Below are 20597 nucleotides of genomic sequence, written 5' to 3' on the forward strand. Positions count from 1 at the left end.
GCTCCTATTTTATCGCTTTGAGTGCGGTTATTACTGCTTCACATTCTGCTTGTGTACCAATCGAAATTCGCACAAAACCATCTTGGCCAATTGATTTGCTTTGATCTCGCAAAATAATGCCTTGATTCCATAATTTGCTAAATACCGGTTTATTGCTTTGGAATTTAACACATAGATAATTAGCTTCGCTAGAATAAACTTTCTCAACGATTTCTAAAGCTGAAAGTTGATTAGCTAATTGTTCTTTTTGCTTATTGAGATTGGTAACATGCAACTTCATGGTGTTTATACCATCTTTACTTAATGCTTGGGTTGCTATATCAGCAACCGGTGTTGCTAAAGGATAAGGTGCGATGACTTTCTGTAAAGCATCTATTACTGGTTTATTTGCTAAAGTGAAGCCACACCGTAATCCTGCTAGCGCAAAAGCCTTCGATAAAGTTCGTAAAATAACTAGGTGAGGATAATTTGCAAGCCAGCTCACAACTGTTGAATTTGGAGAAAACTCAATATAAGCTTCATCAATAATTACTAAAGCGCGATTTTCAGCTAGTTTAAGTAAAGTTTTGATATCATCTTGGTCTATCAAATTACCTGTTGGATTATTAGGTGAACATACATAGATCAATTTAACATTGTCTAGATTTTGTTTAATTCGGTCTAAATCAAGTTGCCAATTAGATTTAGTCGGGACGGTTTTGGTTTTTATACCTAGTGTTTCGGCACTGACTTGATACATACCATAAGTTGGTGGGCAATAAAGCACAGTATCGGTTTCTGGCTCACAAAAAGCCCGCATTAACAGCTCTATCGCTTCATCGGCCCCTCGACTGACAATCACTTGCTCTGGGGTAACTCCAGCATATTGCGCATAACGATTAATCACTTGTTCGGGTTGTGCTTCAGGATAGCGGTTTAAGTTTTGTTCGGTTAACTGGAAATTGGGTGCAACTGGGTATTCATTGGCATTTAGCCATACATCACCATTACCACCTATACGTCTAGCTGATTGATAAGGCGTCAATTTTTGTACGTTCTTTCTGACTAATTGATTAATGTCCATTTTATTCACCTATTTTTCAGAATCTGAGTTAAGTTTAGCTAAACGAATAGTTACGGCATTTTTGTGGGCGGTAAGTTGCTCAGCTTGAGCCATTAGCTCAACAGCATTACCGATTGCTTTTAACCCTTCAGCAGTTAATTTTTGTACTGTCATACGTTTTTGAAAATCGGCTAAGCCAAGGCTCGAGTAAGTAGCGGTATAACCATAAGTAGGTAAAACGTGATTAGTACCCGAAGCATAGTCACCTGCTGATTCCGGTGACCAGTCACCTAAAAATATCGAGCCAGCACTATTAATTTTATCAACTAATTCATCAGCATTTTGTGTTTGAATAATTAAATGCTCCGGTCCATAGCGATTACTGATATTCACACATTCTTCTAAATCTTTAGTAACAATAAGTCGGCTCTCTTGTAACGCTTTTTCAGCAATTCCTTGACGTGAAAGTTGAGCAAGTTGCTTATCAACTTCGACTGAAACTGCTTGGGCGATCTTCTCATCTGGTGTAAGCAGTACAACCTGTGAATCGGGGCCATGTTCAGCTTGAGAAAGTAGATCAGCGGCAATAAATGCTGGATTAGCAAAACTGTCAGCAATCACCAAGACTTCTGACGGGCCGGCTGGCATGTCTATTGCTGCGCCATCCAATCGTTGGCTAACTTGGCGTTTCGCCTCGGTAACATAAGCATTACCGGGACCAAATATTTTATCGACTTTTGGTACTGATGCGGTACCTAATGCCATTGCTGCAATCGCTTGTGCGCCACCCAATTGATAAATTTCTGTTACACCACAAAGTTCTGCCGCATATAGAATCTCGTCAGCAATTGGTGGAGGTGAACATAAAATCACTTTACGACAACCGGCAATTTTAGCTGGAATGGCTAACATTAATACGGTTGATAGCAACGGAGCCGAACCACCCGGTATATACAGACCTACCGAATCAATTGGTCTAGTGACTGACTGACATTTGATGCCAGGCATCGTTTCCACTGTTATAGTTTGTCTAACTTGTGCTTGGTGGAATTTTTCGATGTTACTTACAGCTAATTGCATTGCCTGTTTTAATTCTGGTTTAACACGGCTAGTTGCTGTTTTTATCTCATCTTTAGTTAATTTGATTTGCTTAATTTGTACTTTATCAAATTTATTACTTAATTCTTTTAGAGCTTCATCGCCATTTTGTTTTACTTGCGTCAAAATATCTTTAACCGCTTGGCTAATAGTATCAGAAGCAGCTATAGCAGGACGAGTTAGTAATTCTGCTTGTTTTTCTTTAGAACATTGTTGCCAATATGATAGTTTCATTTGATTACTCCATCATTTTTTCAATTGGTAGTACAAGGATTGAACTTGCACCTAATGCTTTTAGTTTTTCCATGGTTTCCCAGAATAATGATTCAGTACTCACCATATGTAGTGCTACCCGATTTTGTTCGCCAGTTAATGGTAAAATGGTTGGATTTTCTGCTCCTGGTAATAGTGATACGACTTGATCTAAAACGGCTGTTGGCGCGTGCAGCATAATGTATTTGGATTCACGAGCTTGAATCACCCCTTGAATACGGGTCATCACTTTATCGATTAACGCCTGTTTGGTGGCAGACATTTCACCTTCACGTTGAATTAAACAAGCTTTCGATTTATAAATAATTTCAATTTCTTGTAGACCATTAGCTTCAAGTGTGGCTCCACTGGATACTAAATCACAAATTACATCGGCTAGACCTGCTCGTGGTGCAACTTCTACAGAACCATTAAGTAGACAGGTTTTAAAATTGACATTGTATTGTGAAAGGTAACGGCGGAGTAGGTGAGGATAAGTGGTTGCAATGCGTAAATTATTTAAACATTCTGGTCCGCTATAAACAAAATCACGAGGAGCAGCAATTGATAAGCGACAGCCACCAAAATCAAGGCGACGTAAGGTTTTATATTGTGGGTTTTCACCTTCGGCTTGTCTATCAAGAACTTCTTCTTCTAACACATTCTCACCGACAATACCAATATCAACAACGCCATCAATGACTAGTCCGGGTATATCATCATCGCGAACGCGTAAAATATCAATTGGCATATTTTCGGCAAAAGCAATTAAGCGTTGTTCTTGCAAATTGATTTTTATGCCACATTGAGCCAATAATTTTTTCGACTCATCGCTTAAACGTCCCGATTTTTGCATTGCTATACGTAAACGTGAATTATCCAACATATTCTTCTCCAACTTGTTTAAATAAATTTATAAACCACAAATAAAAAACCCTCGGAAGACTGATCTTCCGAGGGTTTTCTAAATGCTTTTGCGATATCACCGGAAGACCTTTTGTCTTCCAGCACCAATCGCCCGAAGACTATTCAGGAATGATGGTGATGATGATGTTTAGTAACGAAAACACAAAAACAATTCATAAAAAATAAAACCTTTAAATTTAACTGTTGTACAAAATATAATATAAATGACTAACTAGCAACTTAATTTTGTCGATTTATTAAAAAAATATAAAAAATTCAAATTTTTTAATTATCTGTTTTGTCTTAATTCATTCCGTGATCTTGAATTTAACGGTAATATTATTTCATCGTCAGATGTTCATAATAGCTTTATGTCGGCATTGATGCGATTTGCAACAGTAATGGATATTGAATCATTCATTGAAACAAATTAATAAGTTAAAATACTTTTTCTTAATTTTTGAGGATTAATAAAAAATCCTCATTTTTTGACATAAATATTTATCCGTGATAATCATAACTGAAAGGAATTTTGTTATAGCTAGTTTTATAAATTGGATTTTATATGGATCATCCTGCTAATCATATCGATAGTTACATTTTTGTTTGGTTTTTCATGCTACCATTTTTTTATGGTATTTATACGTTTTCGTTAATATTTGTTTTTGTCCGGATGCATTGGATTATCAAAGCAATTTTTACAATTCCAATGGTTGTTTGGTTAATATTTTGCTTTATGCATACCAATCTTATTATTTTTCTATTTACGTTAACCGGTATGGTTTTTCCAATAATACTTCGACTATGCCAATTACAAGCAAAAAAATCTTATGGTATAAAACGTAAATTTGCTTCAATATTCAGTTATGTATTATTACCATTATTTTGTACTTTCTTTTGGCCTGCCTATTTAATAGCTCCTATAGTTGTAGAATTTGTAGAAAGTAGACCCAGTAGTGAATGTAGAGAAAATGGACGTTTAGTTGAATTGTCTAAAGATACTATTCTGCGAGTTTATCCTAATTCCAAATATTCACCATTTTGGATTAGAAAATTACATGATTCTACTTCTGTAAATAATTCTGAAAAAGATTTTTGTGAGCAGTTTTCCCATACTCAAGCCTATCAAATTGACAAAATCAGTGAAATTAGAATTAATTCAGGGAATTTATGCATTCATCCAACATCTAAAGCAATAATCGCTTATTGCAGTAATATAAAAAATGAACTTTTAAAATTGGATAGTTTAGACATCGAATTTGTGAAAAAAAATAAAGATGAAGTTAGTGGTATTCGGCTTAAATCATTTCAGAAAAGATTAGAAAATATAAAGGAGATAAAGAGAAATAGAAATTCAGAAGATTGGTATGGAGATTGGTATGGAGATTGGCTTGAGACAAAACAATTCAATAATGGCATAGAATTACATAGATTTTATAAACATGAAAACACACTAATCATTCCTCAAGTAGATTGGTTGCCACCGCAAACAGAAGCTTTAGAAATTAATTGCTACCGTAAAAGTGTTTTAAGGTGTACTTATAATTATGAGTATAATCAAGATTGGAATGTATCCGTTTTCTATATATTCAATATTGGAGATAGTATCGAAAATGAATATGACGATAATAATATGCCAGTTTATGATCAAACTTTTATAGATATGAATTTAGAAGGTGCGCAAAAAGCTCATCAAATAGTTGAAGATTTCATTGAAGGTCTAAGTGTGAAATGAATTAATATTATACTTTTTAGTCATCATTAATATGAAAAATGGTAATAAGTAAAATTGAACGGAGCGCGATTATAGATTATAGAAAATTTGGTATATTGGAACGAGTATTGACTCTTAAATATTCAATCAAATCTTTTTAAAAAGAGACTTATATTAGCGTTCGAATATTTTAGGCATCAATTCATAGCTTTGCTTCTATACAGATTATGGGGATCTATCTCGACCGTTTGCTACGTTTGCCTGTTGCAGGTCATAAAGAAGTAGGGTGATGGAAATATTTGCGAGGAATTGCATGAAAGAGAGAGAAATAAGAGCAGTATTTGATGAAGAAACAATAACAGTTTATCAAGCATACAGAAAAGAGATAGCTTTATCAGCGATAAAAGCTCAAACATTTGTGCCGCCATTTAAAATAGAGAGAATGACATGGATTAAACCTTCTTTTCTTTGGATGATGTATCGATCAGGATGGGCACAAAAAGAGGGGCAAGAACATATTTTAGCTATTAAATTAAAACGCGAAGGTTTTGAATGGGCTTTAAAACAGGCATGTTTATCCACTTTCAACAATTCTGTTTACTCCAATCATTCAATTTGGCAAGAACAATTAAGCAAAACTCCTGTACGTGTACAATGGGATCCAGAAAAAAATATTCGACTTGAAAATTTGGATTTCAAATCTATACAAATTGGTTTAAAAAATGAAGCGGTTAAAAAGTATGTTGAAGATTGGATTATTCAAATTGACGACATTACTGACTATGTAAAGTCAATTCATCAATTTATTCTTAATAATCAAATAGAAAAAGCAAGCGAAATGCTGCCTATTGAAAAAATTTATCCTTTACCGGATTCAATCAAACGTATAATAAATGCTGATTAAAACTAATCAGTTTTCTAATTGTTGGATTTTTTTAAGATTAAAATTATGCCATTTTTAATGGCAAGGAATACTTATCATATGATTTAAGTTTGGCTTATATAGGAGTTTGTTGGTAAATAATGAATATTAAGTCAACTCATGAAATATACATCAAATATAAGTAAAATTTTAAAAAGTCATTTATTTGTCCTTGAAATGAGCAAAATAGAATGACTAAATGATAAAAACTTCAATGAAAAACGACCTTGAATATGGATATAGCTAATTGAATCGAGCATTATTTTATAGAAAATTTGGACTACCTGAACAAGTATTGACGCTTGAATATGCAGATAAATCATCCTTAAAAGAAAATTGCGTTAGAGTTCAAATGTTATATGCACCCATCAATGCTTCCGATCTTATTCCAATTACTGGCGCTTATCAGCATCGTATCATACTGCCACAGATTGCTGGTTATGAAGGAGTAGGTAAAGTTATAGAAGCTCCACTATCTTATCAACATCTGATTGGAAAACGCGTTTTACCGCTAAGAGGCGAGGGTACTTGGCAATCTTTGGTTGATTCACCAGCTGAGTATGCTATTCCCGTTCCCGATTATATTGAAAGTAAGATTGCAGCACGAGCATATATTAACCCTGTTGCAGCATGGCTGATGATTAAACAGTTTTTACCCAAAGGAAAACATATTCTTGTTACAGCGGCAGGTAGTGATTGTGCAAAATTGCTATGCAAATTGGCAATAAAATTTGCGGCTTTATCTGTTACAGTTATCTGTCGTTCTGATAATCATGCGCAATATTATAATAAATATGCAATCAAACATATAAAGCAAGATGATAAGCAAACTATCGAATATTTTGCCAGATAAGCTGATATTGTTTTTGATGCTGTTGGTGGTGAGCTTGCGGAAACAATTTTGGCGCCTGATTCAAGTGAATTTGTCTCTTATGGTCTGCTTTCTGGTGCTTTTTTTCAGCCTAAAAAGCGATTACCTAAAGTTCATTGGTTTCATATTCGTTACTATTTAAACCAAATAAGTCAACATCAATGGCTAAAGATGTTCGATGATATATGGCCTATATTAGATGTAAATGATTTAAATAGAGCAAGTTTATTTAAATTTAATGATTGGCAAGAAGCGATAAAAACTTATCGGCAACCCTATAGAAACAATAAACCATTATTAACATTCGATTAAATTATAGATATTATAATATTTTATTAATTAAGAGCATTTAAATATTTATGCCATTTACTTAAGTCGCAAATTATTACCACTTAGAACTGGATGTTTGATTGATTTTTTAATTATTGAATTAAAAAATTTACAATGGTGAAAAATGATAAATAAAATATTTACTTAATATACACAAGTAGATATTATTGCTTAGGTTTTAGAGCGTCAATTACTATAAAATGCACTAAATTGGATTTAATTTAAAATAGTTGTCATAAGGAATATTAAATGGGTATATTTTCTCGTTTTTTTGGTAAAAAAACAGAATCAAAACAGATGGATAATTCGATTGTCCCAAATCCTGATATTGAAAATGCCGTTAGCTTAAGTGTTGTTTTTAGCGGTGTGCTTAATATTAATAACGATGAATTATTAGCAAAACTTAAATCGATTAATCCGATCATAAAAGATATTCGATATGAAACACCGTTCGGACAACTTGAAGAAGGTATGTGTATTTTAGTAAGTTGGGGTAAACATGTTATTAGAATAGTTGGTCTCAATGCGCCTTATCCTAAAGCTGTATTAGAAGCATGTGTTACTCCTGCTAGTTATAGTCAAGAAATAAAACAACAAGTTTATGAAAGTGATAGTCATTTATTATTATATTATGTTGGCTATGAACAAGATGTATTAGAGCAGTACTTAGCTTTAACTCGTTTAGTAGCATGCTTTGAACAATTTAATGCGTTAGCAGTAATTAATGAAGATGCTCATACTTCATTACCAGTTAACTTTATTAATTCACTAGCTTCGGAAAAAGATGGTTTATCCACTTTAGGGGAATGTTTGCCTTTATTGTTTTGTGGTTTTGTTAAATATGAAATAGAAAATATTAAAGGGATTTGGATGCGCACTTATGGCGCTAATAAATTTGGTTTACCTAATTTTGCAGCATTAGCCAATAGTTATGAGGAAAGTGAGTATTATTTTGACATGTTTAGTAACATTTTAAATTATTTGCGACAAAGTCAAGCGACAATGAATCCTGGTGATACGATGGAAATGGGTGATAATCGTATGATGTCATTACGAGCGCCTCAAGATGATGAATATTTCTTAAAAGATCAGGGTGAACTTTTAGTAATTGAAATTAATAATTAATTTTAACTATGCAATTTTTAGGAAAGGTAATAAATAATTGGCGCTACCTTTCCTAAATATTTAGCATCTTATTGTTGAGTTATTTGTGGATATTTTTTACCTGCTAAAACACTAAATCGGCCAGTCCCTAATAATGCCAAACTAAAAGCAGTTAATGACATAAAAGCTGGATACTCCCAACCACCACCTGGATTAGTAAATGACCAACCATTATTCCAATGCACAATAGTTATTATTGCTAATTGAAAGAAAGCAATTAGCGCTATGGCACGGGTTAAAATACCGAGTAACAATAGTGCACCACCACCAATTTCAAAAATGATAACGATATAAGAAAAAAAACCAGGAAAGCCAAGAGTATGAAAATACTCTGCCGTACCTTCTGGGGTTAGAACAAGTAGTTTGGTAAAACCATGGGCCAAAAACATCATACCTAAAGCAATTCGTAATACAAATGCAGCTACATCAGTTTGATATTCTCTCATTTTGTGTTTCCTATATTAAGTTAGCAAAATAACAATAATGAAACTCATAAAAATTTCTTACAAACGTTATTACTTTTTTAAAACATAGGATACTGCAGTTACGATTGTCTCACAGTTAACAATCAATAGTAAAGTAGTAGACAATTATCATCAATTTTTATCACTGAAAATTAAGATGGTATAAGTATAATTTGCTTAGGTTGGAGAATAGAAAAAATAGCAGTGCGACGAGTGGTCGCACCGTTATTGCTTACTTATTGTTGGTGTCGAATAGCTTTAAATCTTTCTGTCGTCTGAGTTAATGCTGTTTCTGTTGGCAAACGTTCCATTGAACTTGCGCCATAAAAACCATTACAATCAGGACAATTTTGTAAAATATATTCTGCATCTTCAGGGGATGAAATAGGTCCACCATGGCAAAGTATGATAATATCTGGACGAATTGCTTTAGCTGCTTTGGCCCATTGATTGATTAAAGGAACACAATCAGCAAGTTTCAATGCAGTTTGGGCGCCAATGCTACCACCAGTGGTTAAGCCCATATGTGGAACTAAAATATCCGCACCTGCTTTGGTCATGTCAATAGCATCTTGTTCACTAAATACATATGGTGTAGTTAATAGATCTTTTTCATGTGCTTTGCGAATCATCTCAACTTCTAATGCATAGCCCATACCAGTTTCTTCAAGATTAGCTCTAAAATTACCATCAATTAAACCAACAGTAGGGAAGTTTTGTACGCCAGCAAATCCGGTAGCTTTAATTTGATCTAAAAACTGATCGAATTGGCAGAAGGGGTCGGTGCCATTAACACCAGCTAACACAGGGGTATGTTTTACAACCGGTAATACTTCTTTTGCCATATCCATAACAATTTCATTGGCATTACCATAAGCTAATAAGCCTGCTAGTGATCCACGACCCGCCATACGATAGCGACCAGAATTGTAAATTACAATCAGATCAATACCACCAGCTTCTTCACATTTTGCCGATAATCCTGTACCAGCTCCTCCACCGATGATTGGTTGACCTTTAGCAATCATATCATGGAATTTTTTTAATAATTGAGCACGTTTACTACTCATAATTTTCTCCATTACTTTATTTAATTATATTTTTAAATTCGTTAATAACTAAATTACAAAATTCTGGTGAATTAATATGATGCGAGGTTTTTATTAACCGTCGTTTTTCAGTTTGAATAAAGACTTTTTCAAACTCATCTATGAAAGCTTGATCCGCTTGCGGTGACCAAAAATCCCCATTTTCAATATCAAGGGCAGAAAAACCACTTTCAGGAATAATAAAAACTACTTCGCCTTGACATTTATTTAGTTTTGTAGCGATCCAATTTGCCATGATTTTATTCTCTTCAGGGGTGGTTCGCATTAAAGTAACTTGTGGATTATGAGGATAAAACAGACGATCTCGATATTTTTCTGGAATAGTATCTGGACTACCGAAATTAACCATATCAAGGGCGCCGCAAGATCCAATATATGGGACTTCGCTTCTTGCGATGGCTTCAAATCGGTCATCATCACAAGCAAGTACTCCATCAAATAGATGATCACAAACTTCCGTTGTTGTAATATCAAGTACACCTTTTAAGAGATGGCTATCAGCTAATTTTTCCATTGCTTTACCGCCACTACCCGTTGCATGAAAAACTAAACAATCATATTTATCATTTAATTTTGCTGAAAGCGATTGAACACACGGAGTAGTAACACCGAACATGGTTAATCCAATTGCTGGTTTATCTTCGACTTGTTCTTGCGTTTTAAATAACACTGAACCTGCAATAGCATTAGCTGCATTGGCGAGTACTTTTCTTGATATAACATTTACGCCAGCAATATCTGTAACGGAATAGAGCATCGCAATATCACTTGCACCGATATACCCAGATATATCACCTGAGGCCATGGTTGAAACCATCAACTTTGGTACGCCAATAGGCAGTGCTTGCATAGCTGGAGTGATTAATGCGGTACCACCCGAGCCACCTAAACCGAGGATAGCGTCAACATCATTTTGCGCTATTAAAAATTGTTTAAATGCATTAGCCATTGCAACGATAGCCTTTCCTCTATCGGTGACAAAAACCGCTTTTTCACCCTCGGGATGATATTTAGCAACAGTACTGGCGCTAATATCAGCAATGTGATTAAAAGAATGCGGTTGCTTAGTGGAGATATCAACTATTTTACTTGCAACATTTCTTTTACTAAGTAAATGTTTGACGTAAACAATCTCTTCTCCTTTTGTGTCTAGTGTCGCGACTAAGTAAACCATATTATGCGATGCCATTTATTTCTCCTTAACAGATAAAATAGAACTCGATACTTCTTACTCAACTATCAGCGATTACTACTTTGATAATTATAAGCTAAAAATGAGACATTAGTCTCATTTTTTTTAAATTTTTTTGAAAATTTTTTAAATATTATAGTTATGTTAAAAAAAGTTGTATAATTTACAAAAGTTTACTAGCTGGCGATAAATAAAAATATGAATATAAATAGCTTAATGAATTCTAAGAAATATTCTGGGGCCAAAAAAAGAACTTACGATCGTCTTATCGAAACTGCGATTGAGGCTTTAGAGCAGGGTAAAGATATATCCATTACTGAATTATCAGATAGAACAGGTATTTCTAGAGCTACTGCTTATCGCTATTTCCCGACTAAAACCGATTTAATATCAGCGGCTGTTGAACAATCACTTAGTCCAATATTCTTATGGCAATCAGATAGAGAAAATGTCGAAGATCAGATAAATGATTTTTTAGCTTTTGCTTTGCCGCAAATGTTAAAACATGAAGGAACATTACGTGCAGCTTTAAGCCTTTCTTTAAAACAATGGGCAGATGAACGGTCACAAATAACGGAAAAGACTAAAAAACTTGTGCGAGGTAATCGTAAGGAAATTCTTACCAATTTATTGCAGCCACTCAGAGCTCAATTTTCTGATGAGCTTTTTGATAAAGTTATCTACTCAATTTCAATCATATATGGTTCTGAAATATTCATGGTGTTAAAAGATATTTGGAACTTTGAGAGTGAGCAAGTGATAGATCTTTCACAATGGATTGTTAAAGCTATCATCAATCAAGCTAAACAAGAAGCGCTAGATGAATCGATGACCGAATCTTGATTGCTCTGAGTTCGGTTAACAATTTTTTTCACTCATTTAACTTACAATTCCAACTAGCAGTTTAACTTGATTCAACAACTTTTATAAAAGTTCACTTATATTTTGCTAGAGTAAACAATTTAGCTTATTTGGTGATTTAACATTAACGATAGTAGTATAAATAAAAAAGACACTACCACATTAGATAGTGTCTTTTTATAACAACGGCTGTTAATAAAAAATAATTAAATGGTATGCCAAACACTATTTTTATTTGAAAGGTTAATTTTCAAATTAATGGTATTGAATAGCTGGGTGACTTTGTTCATCGTGAACTAAGAATAAACATGTATCGCTTGTTAATACGGCCTGTTGTAAACGTTGTTTGTCCTGCTCATTAAGATCGTTAATACAAGCAACCACATAACTACAGGTTTTACTTTGTAATGCCTTTTCTATAGTCGAGACTAAATTATTATTAGTTAAGTTAGCCAAATGTACGACTTTTTGTTTATCAAGCCCGGCAATATTTAGCCATGAACGTTTTAACATTGGACGATCTGATAGCCATAATTGCCATTTTTTTTCTTTATTGAATGAACGTAATAAAGGTCTCTGCTGTTGCAACACTTGTTGAAAAGGTGTTTCAAAATTTATAGCCATAAGTTGTGGTGATGAATGTTCAATAAGCATAATAACCTCTATACTGTTTACTTATACAGTGTATATTAATACAGTATTTTACGGTTGTAAATACTATTTATGCTCATTTTTTAGATTATTATGGCGTAATATATCTTCATGAGCGAAAATATTGATAGGTTAAAACACCTAAAAAGGTCATCAATACTGAACCTGCGACATGAATCGCGATGGTAGTTAATCCCCAACCAAAACGTCCTTCCTGAAGAAAATTAACAATCTCAGCTGAAAAAGTGGAAAAAGTCGATAATCCACCACAAAAACCAGTAATTATTAACAATCGCCATTCAGGGGATAGGGGCGTGTGATTAAAAAAGGCAATGGCAAAACCGATAATATAACCAGCAATTAAATTAGAAACTAAGGTTCCTAACGGAATAGTAAAAGCAATCACATTTAACTTTAACGATAAAAACCAGCGCAATAAGCCTCCAGCAACTGAACCGACCGAAATAGCTAAAATAAGTTTTAACATAAATGGAAAACCTTTAAATCATTAATTAACCATGATCATATCAGTAGACTAATAAAATGGGTATCTTTTTACAGAGTAAATTATTTCATTTATCAGGCAGGTTAACCAAAATCATTTGATTGTAATCATTATTATTTTTTTATCGTTTGCGCTAAAATAGCTGATAATCATGATGAATAATAAAGGTTATAATAATGTTTACTGGAATCGTTCAAGGTGTTGGTCAAATTATTGATATCATCGATCAAGATAAATTACGTACTTATAAGGTAAAATTACCAGCAAAATTAACACAACATATCGAAATCGGTGCATCCATTGCTAACGATGGATGTTGTTTAACCGTGACCGATTTTCAAGATGATTGGGTTACTTTTGATATTATGCAAGAAACGTTAGCCTTAACAACTCTCGGCAGTAAAAAGTTAAATGATTTGGTTAATATTGAGCGTAGTGCAAAATACGGTGATGAAATTGGTGGCCATGTAATGTCAGGGCATGTATCTTGTCGAGCCACCATTATTGACATCCAAAAAACAGCAACTAATTGTCAAATGACGTTAGCTATACCAGAAAGATTTATAAAATATGTTTTATTCAAAGGTTTTATTGGTATAGATGGTGCAAGTTTAACGGTAGGAGAAGTAAAAGATAATCAATTTAATATCCATCTAATTCCTGAAACATTAGCGATTACCACTCTAGATAGTAAAAAGATTGGTGATGAAGTAAATATTGAAATTGACTCACAAACTCAAGCTATTGTTGATACAGTTGAAAGGGTATTAGCAACGAAAAAATAAAGTTAAGCTAATTTGTACCTAAATTGGCTGATTGTTAGTTAATAATGGTTTATTGTTAAACATTCATATGTTAATAAAAAAGGAAACAATATGTTTATAGCAAAAAACTTTAAACCATTATTATTAAGCTTGGTGATGTTTGTACCTTTTAATTGTTTAAATTAATCATTCCAAAATTAGCTAAAGATAGATTTACTAGTAAATTTATTGCCAATCAATTTGGTTGTATTGGCGATAACATCTCACCGCAAATTGAATGGCTGAATGTTCCAACTAATGCTAAAAGTTTAGTATTGACCATGTATGATCCTGATGCACCGACGGGATGCGGTTGGTGGCATTGGCAGGTGATAAATATTCCTCTGTAAAGCCAACATATCGCCCAATCAGCTTGGTTATACCCATTATTTCAAAAAACGTTTTGGTATTTAGCCTAAGATGTTACGTTCTGCATAAGTTTCTATTTCAATATCTACCTATTATTGATTATCTACATTATTACAACAAATACCCCATCTTAAGCTTGATATTCAGTCAATCCCATCATTTTACATTGATTAAGATCACATTCTATTCCAGATTAATCTGGAAAAAAATGTAATCGTCTTATTTATTTAACTAACTATACTTTAAATCATCAAGTTATGAATGTATTGCAACAACAATTAGAAAAAGGAGTTGAGTAATGGAAAGACAAATCAAATTACTTAAACTACTTTTTAGCCAATCGGAATTTAAACCGGCTGCTTTTTTTAGTTCAAAATTATCTATTTCAACTAAAACGGTATATTACGATATTGAAAAACTAAATGAACAGTTAATAACGGTACCGAATACGGATATTCGAATCGAAAAGTCTCCCCGTAAAGGGCTAATGCTAGTAGGTGAAAAAACCGATATTGAGCCGATTATTAGCTATTTAGAACAAAAAAATAGTCATAGCTATTTTAATCAAAAATCACGACGCTTAAGTCCTGAATACCGTCGATTAGATATCGTCAAACGCTGTTTACTTAAAAGTGAATCAGTATCACTGGAACAATTATCGGATGATTATTTAGTCAGTAAAACATCGTTACACAAAGATATTGAATTTATTAATCGGGCTCTTGAGCAAGAAAATATTCTATTAAATGTCACTCATAAAGGAATTTATGTTGACGGTAATGAAAATCAAATTCAACGAGCGATTAAACATTTCTTATCTTTGTATATTCATAAACAAGATGATTATTATCTCAATCAATTGATGAAATCATTTATTGGCGATGACTCTTTTGAACAGATAACTCAGTTATTATTTGAACGTTTTGAATCGGTAGTCGTACAATCTTCGGAACATTATTTATCTTCATTACTGATATCCATCACCATTCAGCTAAAAAGATTGTGTTTAGGTTATTCAATTCCTGAAGAGAGTGATTTCTTATTTAATCATATCCGATATATGCAATCTTATTTGATTGCCTCGGAACTGGCTAAAACGTTAGAGTTAACTTTTACTGTGACGTTTTCGACCAATGATATTAAATACCTAAGCAAATTGTTTTTTGCTCATCGCATTATTGATGAAAATGTCATTGTTGATGATAGTTTTTATGAGCAAATTATTCGTAGGATCATCAAAAAAATAGGCGATATTGAAAGTGTCGATCTCTCTGGTGATGGCAAATTATTTCACTCATTATTGTCGCATTTTCCACCGATGATTACTCGGTTACAAAAGCAAATTCGTATTATTAATCCAATATTAGATGAAATAAAACAGGAATATTCGAAATTATTTAGTGTGTTATGGTATGCACTTTCAGACTTAGAACGTAAATTTGATATTCATTTAAATGATCATGAAATTTCATTTTTATTGATTCATTTCCAAATAGCCTTAGATAAAGCCGCTGATGCCAATAACATTGTTATTATTTGTCAATATGGATGTTCATCATCAAATTTAATCTTAAATAAAGTCCGCAAATTTTTGCCATCTAAAGATAATATTGAAGTGTATTCTGTGGCTAAACTGAATTCGACTAAGCTTAGTAATGTCGACTTGATCATCACCACTCTTGATATCAAAAATATTAATAAACCGATGGTCAAAATATCATCTTTGTTGAACAAACAAGACTATCAAAATATTATTCAAGCTTACGCTAACTATGTCTTGAATAAACAATCCGATTTTTCAGACAAAGGTAATTATTACCCATCTACCGCCAAATTTGTCAATGCGGATTTAATTGAATTAAATGTTGATATTCAACATAAAAGTGACTGTCTTAATTTGCTGATAAGTAAGTTAGAAGATAAAGGCTTAGTGACTAAAAACTATCGTGACTCAGTTTTATATCGAGAAGAAATCGGCGACACTTCAATCGAAAACGGTATTGCTTTACCGCATGGTTCGCCAATGTTTGTTATTAAATCGAGTATCTCAATTATGACCCTCAAACGACCAATAAAATGGGGCATGATTGATGTCAGTATTATTATTATGGTTAGTCTTTCCGAAGACAATATCAATAGCATTAATGACGTTTTTACCGAAATTTATGAAATTGTTTCAAATAAACAAGCAATTTCATCCTTAAAAAATCTCACAAATTTTAAACAACTTAAACAATTTTTGGATAATCAAAGAGGAATCAAGAATGTACTTTGATCAACATTTATGCCTATTTAACATTGAGGCAAAAACCAAAGAAGAGATCTTAACCACAATGGCACAAATGTTATTGTCACATGGCATTGTTAAACAAGATTATTTAACAGGTATTTTAGAAAGAGAACAGCAATACCCTACAGGTTTATTAGTTAATTCGATTGGTTTTGCAATTCCCCACACCGATTCCTCAAAAGTGAATCAATCACAAATTTGTTTTGCATCACTAAAAAATCCAGTGATTTTTTCTGGTATGACCGATGATAAAGAGCAAATACCAGTCAAATTTATTTTCATGTTAGCAATGAAGCAAGCACATGAACAAGTTGAGAATTTACAAAATTTAATCGGCTTATTTCAAAATGAGGAACAAATAAAATTACTAGAACAATGTCAATCAACTAACGAATTTATCTCTATTTTAAATAGCGCTGGTGTTAAATAGGATGGATTATTTTTATTAAGGAGTTACAAATGGATAGTGTCATTAATATTTTTCAATGGCTAATAAATTTAGGTGGGGTCGTTTTTTTACCTATCATCATTTTTATTATCGCCTTGTTTTTCAGAGTTAGCTTTTCCAAAGCGATAATGTCTGGTATTACCGTCGGTATTGGTATTGTCGGTCTTGGTTTAGTTATTGGTTTATTATCAGATACATTAGGTGTTGCGATTCAAAAAATGGGTGAGCAATATGGAACGTCATTAAGCATCATGGATATTGGTTGTGGAGTAGGTGGTCCGTTAGCTTTCTCAACCACATTGGGATTGTTACTCATTCCAGCTTCATTAATTATTAACTTTTTATTTATTTCACTCGGTTGGACTAGAACGTTAAATGTTGATATTTGGAACTTCTGGTTTGCAATTTTCCTCGGCTTGGTGGCTTATTCAGTAACCGGTGAATATTGGGTTGGTATTATTGGTTGTATCACTGCTGTAATGTTGCAATGGTTTTTGGCTGATCTTTTACAAAAACCAATTAGTTCATTCTTTGGATATCCGGGTATTGCCGTTACTCACCTTATGGCGTTATCAGGGGCAATTGTTGCAATCCCATTAAATTGGATATTTGACCGTATTCCAGGACTAAACAAATTAAATGCTGATTCAGAAACATTAACCAAACGATTTGGGATTTTCGGTGATACAGTGGTAATTGGTTTAATCATCGGTATTGTTGTTGGTATCTTAGCTAATTACGATGTTCCACAAATTGGTAAATTAGCGATTTCAACTGCGGCAATCATGAAAATTATGCCGAAAATGGTCGCTATGTTTATGGAAGGCTTACTTCCTGTTGCTGATGCTGCTCGTGAATTTACCAGTAAAAAACTCAATGGCAAACAAGTTAACATCGGTATGGATGCTGCGTTAACTGTTGGTCATCCTGCGGTAATGGCAACTGCGTTAATTATGGTGCCAGTTTCATTATTATTAGCCTTAATTTTACCGGGTAATAAAGTGCTACCTTTCGGTGATTTAGCTTTCTATGCCTTTGGCATCTGTTTAATGGTACCGTTTTTCAAAGGTAATATTATTCGTTCAATTTTAGGTGGCACCATCTATTTGGTCGTCTGCTTATATATGGCAACATGGCTTGCTCCAGTTATTACTGATGTATTCCATTTGGCTAATTACGATGTAGGGACTGCTGGTATTGTTACTGTGATTTTATGTGGATTATGGCCAGTAACCTTATTCGTACTATTGTTAACCCATCTTGGTTTTATTGGTTTAATTGGTTTAGCGCTAGTTATTCTTTGCTTACTTATCTATATCAACAAAATCAAAAAAATTGAAATGTATTAAAAGGAAATAATCATATGAAGAATTTACTTATCATGTGTGGTGCAGGGCATGCAACTTCAACTATCGCAGTAAGCAAAGTGAATAAATGGCTTAGTGATGAAAAATTAACAGATCAGGTAAAAATCTATCAATCTAAGATTGCTGATGAACTTAATAAGATTGACTCTTATGATGTAGTTGTAAGCACAACGATTGTACCTGATTCAATTAAAGCGAAAGTAATTAATGGATTACCACTACTTACTGGTGTTGGATTAAATGAATTTTTTGCTGAATTGAAAAAGCGTTTAGCTATTTAATTTAAATTCAATTTTAAGTATTGATAATGATCGCCTCATTTATTTTGTGAAGTTTAACTACAAAGTAGATGGGGCTATAACAAGGAATGAACTATTATGAATATTATTCATCATGCCATTGAAATTAACACAGTTGCAGGTAGACATTCATACCACGATATAACCGAGCAATTAAAACAGTTTGTAAAGCAATCCAATATCCAAAATGGTCAATTAACTATAGCTACTAGCCATACAACATGTTCACTTTTTTTTGAAGAATGCATGCATGATACCAATTTTTTTGGTGATGAATTTCTGCAAGTGGATATCAACAATACATTAGAAAAAATTGCTCCACGGATGACCTGCGAAAATCAATATAACTCACCAGGTCCAAAGCATGTTGAATTTGGTTTAAGTCTTAGTGATCCTAATTATCCAGCTGAAAAATGGGTTATGTTAAATACCGATGCTCATATCAAATCATCACTGTTTGGTCATTTTTCAATTGTATTAATTATTAAAGATGGTCAACCGTTATTAGGGCAGTTAGGACGAATTTATTTTGTCGATTGGGATGCACTACGTGAAAGGAAACGTAATGTTAATTTTATGCTGATGGGTTGTTAATAAAAGGAGATAATTATGATACTGTCTCCATCACTATTTAATTCTGATCTTTATCAGATCAAAGAAACTCTAGAAAATCTACAAACTTTAGGTATTCGCCAACTACATATTGATGTAATGGATAATCATTATGTACCAAATCTAGGCTTTAACGCTAGCTTTGTTAAAAATCTAAAAGCGCATACTGATTTTATTTTAGATTGCCATCTAATGGTTGAAAGACCTGAATTAGCTATAGTTGATTTTATCGATGCTAAAGCTGATATTATTACCTTTCATTATGAAGCGACAGCGCATCATTCATATATTATTAATAAAATCAAAAATAGTAATATTAAAGTCGGTATAGCCATAAACCCTTGTACACCAGTTGAAAATCTGAAGCTCTTATTACCTCAGGTCGATCAGGTTTTAGTTATGACCGTCAATCCAGGCCAAAAAAATGAAAGTTTTTTACCTTTTACCTTACAAAAAATAGAACAATTAAAAAGTTTAAAGCAAATCGGTAATTACCATTACGATATTCAGGTTGATGGCAATATTAACGATCAAAACATATCGTCATGTGTTGCGGCTGGCGCAAACAGTATCGTATCGGGTGGATTTATCTTTAACAATAATCCGCTCGAAAGCAATATAGAAAGATTAAAAGCGGCAATCAAATAGGGAAATAATAATGGATACTAAAGATGTATTATCAAAAATATTAACTGAAATATCAGCACAAGTAAGCTCCATCAATGAGGAACAACTTAGCCAATTTAAAAATGCCATTATTGCAGCAAAACACATCTTTCTTGCTGGGACAGGCCGCTCTGGATTAATGATTGGGGCATTTGCTAATCGATTAATGCATTTGGGCTTGAATGTTAGTTTGATAACTGAAATTAGTAAACCAAAAGCAAATGTCGGTGATTTATTAATTTTAGGATCGAGTTCCGGTGAAACCAAAAGCTTAATTGCTTATGCTAATCAAGCAAAAGCACTTGGCGTTAAAATAATATTATTTACTACCAATGGTAACTCTAGCTTAGCTAAGTTAGCGGATAATATTGTGGCGATTCCAATAAAAGTGCTTGAACTAAATCAACCCATGGGCAGTACGTTTGAACAACTATCATTACTCACTTATGACAGCATTGTTTACAGTCTAATGACAGAATTGCAACAGACACCAGAATTAATGAAAAATCGCCATGCTAATATTGAATAGAGTACAAACTAAACTAACAAAGTTGAGATAAAATTCTACTTATTATAGTAATTCCGATGCTCGATGGGACCGATGAATACTATGTTATTAAATGTGGCTGAAAAAATTTTGAGGAAAGCACTTTTTTGAAGCA

The 20597-nt window shown here is 33.3% G+C and carries 23 protein-coding genes and 1 other annotated feature; of the genes, 15 read left to right on the plus strand and 8 right to left on the minus strand.

Translation table 11 applies throughout. From position 1 onward, the window contains the following. Window positions 1–4: 4 nt before the first annotated feature. Genes hisC through hisG form a run of 3 tightly spaced genes read right to left on the minus strand, consistent with a single transcriptional unit; the run spans window position 5 to window position 3278 of the window. On the minus strand, window positions 5–1063 hold the full coding sequence (hisC, locus tag H3T83_RS02650; protein WP_232351105.1) for a histidinol-phosphate transaminase: 1059 nt from the start codon (window positions 1061–1063) through the stop codon (window positions 5–7). Between the two features lie 9 nt (window positions 1064–1072). Continuing rightward, the gene (gene hisD, locus H3T83_RS02655; protein WP_198215022.1) at window positions 1073–2374 is read right to left on the minus strand and encodes a histidinol dehydrogenase; all 1302 of its coding nucleotides are present in this window, start codon (window positions 2372–2374) and stop codon (window positions 1073–1075) included. Between the two features lie 4 nt (window positions 2375–2378). Next, window positions 2379–3278 carry an ATP phosphoribosyltransferase gene (hisG, locus tag H3T83_RS02660; RefSeq protein ID WP_086357262.1) on the minus strand — a complete coding sequence of 300 codons (900 nt, stop codon included), beginning with the start codon at window positions 3276–3278 and terminating at the stop codon, window positions 2379–2381. Window positions 3279–3317: 39 nt separating this feature from the next. After that, window positions 3318–3443 (minus strand) — a sequence feature (His leader region). A 420-nt stretch (window positions 3444–3863) separates the two neighbouring features. Here hisG and H3T83_RS02665 point away from each other — a divergent pair. From H3T83_RS02665 to H3T83_RS02685, 5 genes are all read left to right on the plus strand, one after another. Beyond that, on the plus strand, window positions 3864–5033 hold the full coding sequence (locus tag H3T83_RS02665; RefSeq protein ID WP_198215023.1) for a hypothetical protein: 1170 nt from the start codon (window positions 3864–3866) through the stop codon (window positions 5031–5033). A gap of 292 nt (window positions 5034–5325) precedes the next feature. Further along, entirely contained in the window at window positions 5326–5916 is a 591-nt protein-coding gene (locus H3T83_RS02670; protein ID WP_110453365.1) for a DUF4291 domain-containing protein, read from the plus strand. A gap of 265 nt (window positions 5917–6181) precedes the next feature. After that, the gene (locus tag H3T83_RS02675; RefSeq protein ID WP_198215025.1) at window positions 6182–6787 is read left to right on the plus strand and encodes an alcohol dehydrogenase catalytic domain-containing protein; all 606 of its coding nucleotides are present in this window, start codon (window positions 6182–6184) and stop codon (window positions 6785–6787) included. A gap of 48 nt (window positions 6788–6835) precedes the next feature. Next, on the plus strand, window positions 6836–7117 hold the full coding sequence (locus tag H3T83_RS02680) for a hypothetical protein (RefSeq protein ID WP_198215027.1): 282 nt from the start codon (window positions 6836–6838) through the stop codon (window positions 7115–7117). Between the two features lie 267 nt (window positions 7118–7384). Continuing rightward, window positions 7385–8260, plus strand: a complete 876-nt coding sequence (locus H3T83_RS02685; protein WP_198215029.1) for a DUF4261 domain-containing protein — start codon at window positions 7385–7387, stop codon at window positions 8258–8260. Window positions 8261–8328: 68 nt separating this feature from the next. On the opposite strand, the gene H3T83_RS02690 is transcribed toward H3T83_RS02685, so the two are convergent. The 3 genes from H3T83_RS02690 to H3T83_RS02700 form a co-directional block, all read right to left on the minus strand. Next, complete coding sequence (locus H3T83_RS02690; RefSeq protein ID WP_198215031.1) at window positions 8329–8745, minus strand: DoxX family protein; 417 nt, start codon at window positions 8743–8745, stop codon at window positions 8329–8331. A 254-nt stretch (window positions 8746–8999) separates the two neighbouring features. Beyond that, window positions 9000–9833: a phosphoenolpyruvate hydrolase family protein gene (locus tag H3T83_RS02695; RefSeq protein ID WP_065578675.1), complete on the minus strand. Its 834-nt coding sequence runs from the start codon at window positions 9831–9833 to the stop codon at window positions 9000–9002. Window positions 9834–9849: 16 nt separating this feature from the next. Further along, entirely contained in the window at window positions 9850–11061 is a 1212-nt protein-coding gene (locus H3T83_RS02700) for a Tm-1-like ATP-binding domain-containing protein (protein WP_110453368.1), read from the minus strand. A gap of 201 nt (window positions 11062–11262) precedes the next feature. On the opposite strand from H3T83_RS02700, the gene H3T83_RS02705 reads away from it, so the two are divergent. After that, window positions 11263–11907: a TetR/AcrR family transcriptional regulator gene (locus H3T83_RS02705; RefSeq protein WP_065651061.1), complete on the plus strand. Its 645-nt coding sequence runs from the start codon at window positions 11263–11265 to the stop codon at window positions 11905–11907. Between the two features lie 273 nt (window positions 11908–12180). Here the strand turns inward: H3T83_RS02705 and H3T83_RS02710 are convergent, their stop codons facing one another. Both H3T83_RS02710 and crcB read right to left on the minus strand, forming a co-directional pair. After that, window positions 12181–12579, minus strand: coding sequence for a cell division inhibitor SulA (locus H3T83_RS02710; protein WP_198215032.1), 399 nt, complete (start codon window positions 12577–12579; stop codon window positions 12181–12183). Window positions 12580–12685: 106 nt separating this feature from the next. Further along, window positions 12686–13063 (minus strand): fluoride efflux transporter CrcB, encoded by a 378-nt coding sequence (gene crcB / locus H3T83_RS02715; protein WP_198215033.1) that lies wholly within the window; start codon window positions 13061–13063, stop codon window positions 12686–12688. Window positions 13064–13257: 194 nt separating this feature from the next. On the opposite strand from crcB, the gene H3T83_RS02720 reads away from it, so the two are divergent. The 9 genes from H3T83_RS02720 to hxlB all read left to right on the plus strand — a co-directional run bounded on the left by H3T83_RS02720 (window position 13258) and on the right by hxlB (window position 20464). After that, a complete protein-coding gene (locus H3T83_RS02720) occupies window positions 13258–13866 on the plus strand; it encodes a riboflavin synthase (RefSeq protein ID WP_065613026.1) in 609 nt (202 codons plus the stop codon). A 152-nt stretch (window positions 13867–14018) separates the two neighbouring features. Then, window positions 14019–14234 carry a YbhB/YbcL family Raf kinase inhibitor-like protein gene (locus H3T83_RS02725; protein WP_198215034.1) on the plus strand — a complete coding sequence of 72 codons (216 nt, stop codon included), beginning with the start codon at window positions 14019–14021 and terminating at the stop codon, window positions 14232–14234. A 317-nt stretch (window positions 14235–14551) separates the two neighbouring features. Then, on the plus strand, window positions 14552–16528 hold the full coding sequence (locus tag H3T83_RS02730) for a transcription antiterminator (protein WP_198215035.1): 1977 nt from the start codon (window positions 14552–14554) through the stop codon (window positions 16526–16528). Continuing rightward, window positions 16518–16973 carry a PTS sugar transporter subunit IIA gene (locus H3T83_RS02735; protein WP_065578683.1) on the plus strand — a complete coding sequence of 152 codons (456 nt, stop codon included), beginning with the start codon at window positions 16518–16520 and terminating at the stop codon, window positions 16971–16973. The genes H3T83_RS02730 and H3T83_RS02735 overlap by 11 nt, the downstream gene beginning before the upstream one ends. A gap of 29 nt (window positions 16974–17002) precedes the next feature. Next, entirely contained in the window at window positions 17003–18340 is a 1338-nt protein-coding gene (locus H3T83_RS02740) for a PTS galactitol transporter subunit IIC (RefSeq protein WP_034883654.1), read from the plus strand. A gap of 14 nt (window positions 18341–18354) precedes the next feature. Then, window positions 18355–18639 carry a PTS sugar transporter subunit IIB gene (locus H3T83_RS02745; protein WP_034901958.1) on the plus strand — a complete coding sequence of 95 codons (285 nt, stop codon included), beginning with the start codon at window positions 18355–18357 and terminating at the stop codon, window positions 18637–18639. A gap of 96 nt (window positions 18640–18735) precedes the next feature. After that, a complete protein-coding gene (locus H3T83_RS02750) occupies window positions 18736–19251 on the plus strand; it encodes a YjbQ family protein (RefSeq protein ID WP_065651066.1) in 516 nt (171 codons plus the stop codon). Window positions 19252–19266: 15 nt separating this feature from the next. Beyond that, window positions 19267–19917, plus strand: coding sequence for a ribulose-phosphate 3-epimerase (gene rpe, locus H3T83_RS02755; protein WP_065651067.1), 651 nt, complete (start codon window positions 19267–19269; stop codon window positions 19915–19917). Between the two features lie 10 nt (window positions 19918–19927). After that, the gene (gene hxlB, locus H3T83_RS02760; RefSeq protein ID WP_086360713.1) at window positions 19928–20464 is read left to right on the plus strand and encodes a 6-phospho-3-hexuloisomerase; all 537 of its coding nucleotides are present in this window, start codon (window positions 19928–19930) and stop codon (window positions 20462–20464) included. The last annotated feature ends 133 nt before the right edge of the window (window positions 20465–20597 follow it).

Source organism: Gilliamella sp. M0320 (assembly GCF_016101635.1).
Taxonomy (GTDB): Bacteria; Pseudomonadota; Gammaproteobacteria; order Enterobacterales; family Orbaceae; genus Gilliamella; species Gilliamella apis.

Bases quoted from the DNA above. Each gene is read 5' to 3' on its own strand.
- H3T83_RS02735 (WP_065578683.1), top strand. From the start codon at position 16,518: ATGTACTTTGATCAACATTTATGCCTATTTAACATTGAGGCAAAAACC.
- H3T83_RS02665 (WP_198215023.1), top strand. From the start codon at position 3,864: ATGGATCATCCTGCTAATCATATCGATAGTTACATTTTTGTTTGGTTT.
- hisD (WP_198215022.1), bottom strand. From the start codon at position 2,374: ATGAAACTATCATATTGGCAACAATGTTCTAAAGAAAAACAAGCAGAA.
- hisC (WP_232351105.1), bottom strand. From the start codon at position 1,063: ATGGACATTAATCAATTAGTCAGAAAGAACGTACAAAAATTGACGCCT.
- H3T83_RS02750 (WP_065651066.1), top strand. From the start codon at position 18,736: ATGAATATTATTCATCATGCCATTGAAATTAACACAGTTGCAGGTAGA.
- crcB (WP_198215033.1), bottom strand. From the start codon at position 13,063: ATGTTAAAACTTATTTTAGCTATTTCGGTCGGTTCAGTTGCTGGAGGC.
- hxlB (WP_086360713.1), top strand. From the start codon at position 19,928: ATGGATACTAAAGATGTATTATCAAAAATATTAACTGAAATATCAGCA.
- H3T83_RS02730 (WP_198215035.1), top strand. From the start codon at position 14,552: ATGGAAAGACAAATCAAATTACTTAAACTACTTTTTAGCCAATCGGAA.
- H3T83_RS02685 (WP_198215029.1), top strand. From the start codon at position 7,385: ATGGGTATATTTTCTCGTTTTTTTGGTAAAAAAACAGAATCAAAACAG.
- H3T83_RS02705 (WP_065651061.1), top strand. From the start codon at position 11,263: ATGAATATAAATAGCTTAATGAATTCTAAGAAATATTCTGGGGCCAAA.
- H3T83_RS02745 (WP_034901958.1), top strand. From the start codon at position 18,355: ATGAAGAATTTACTTATCATGTGTGGTGCAGGGCATGCAACTTCAACT.
- rpe (WP_065651067.1), top strand. From the start codon at position 19,267: ATGATACTGTCTCCATCACTATTTAATTCTGATCTTTATCAGATCAAA.
- hisG (WP_086357262.1), bottom strand. From the start codon at position 3,278: ATGTTGGATAATTCACGTTTACGTATAGCAATGCAAAAATCGGGACGT.
- H3T83_RS02740 (WP_034883654.1), top strand. From the start codon at position 17,003: ATGGATAGTGTCATTAATATTTTTCAATGGCTAATAAATTTAGGTGGG.
- H3T83_RS02670 (WP_110453365.1), top strand. From the start codon at position 5,326: ATGAAAGAGAGAGAAATAAGAGCAGTATTTGATGAAGAAACAATAACA.
- H3T83_RS02710 (WP_198215032.1), bottom strand. From the start codon at position 12,579: ATGCTTATTGAACATTCATCACCACAACTTATGGCTATAAATTTTGAA.
- H3T83_RS02720 (WP_065613026.1), top strand. From the start codon at position 13,258: ATGTTTACTGGAATCGTTCAAGGTGTTGGTCAAATTATTGATATCATC.
- H3T83_RS02700 (WP_110453368.1), bottom strand. From the start codon at position 11,061: ATGGCATCGCATAATATGGTTTACTTAGTCGCGACACTAGACACAAAA.
- H3T83_RS02690 (WP_198215031.1), bottom strand. From the start codon at position 8,745: ATGAGAGAATATCAAACTGATGTAGCTGCATTTGTATTACGAATTGCT.
- H3T83_RS02695 (WP_065578675.1), bottom strand. From the start codon at position 9,833: ATGAGTAGTAAACGTGCTCAATTATTAAAAAAATTCCATGATATGATT.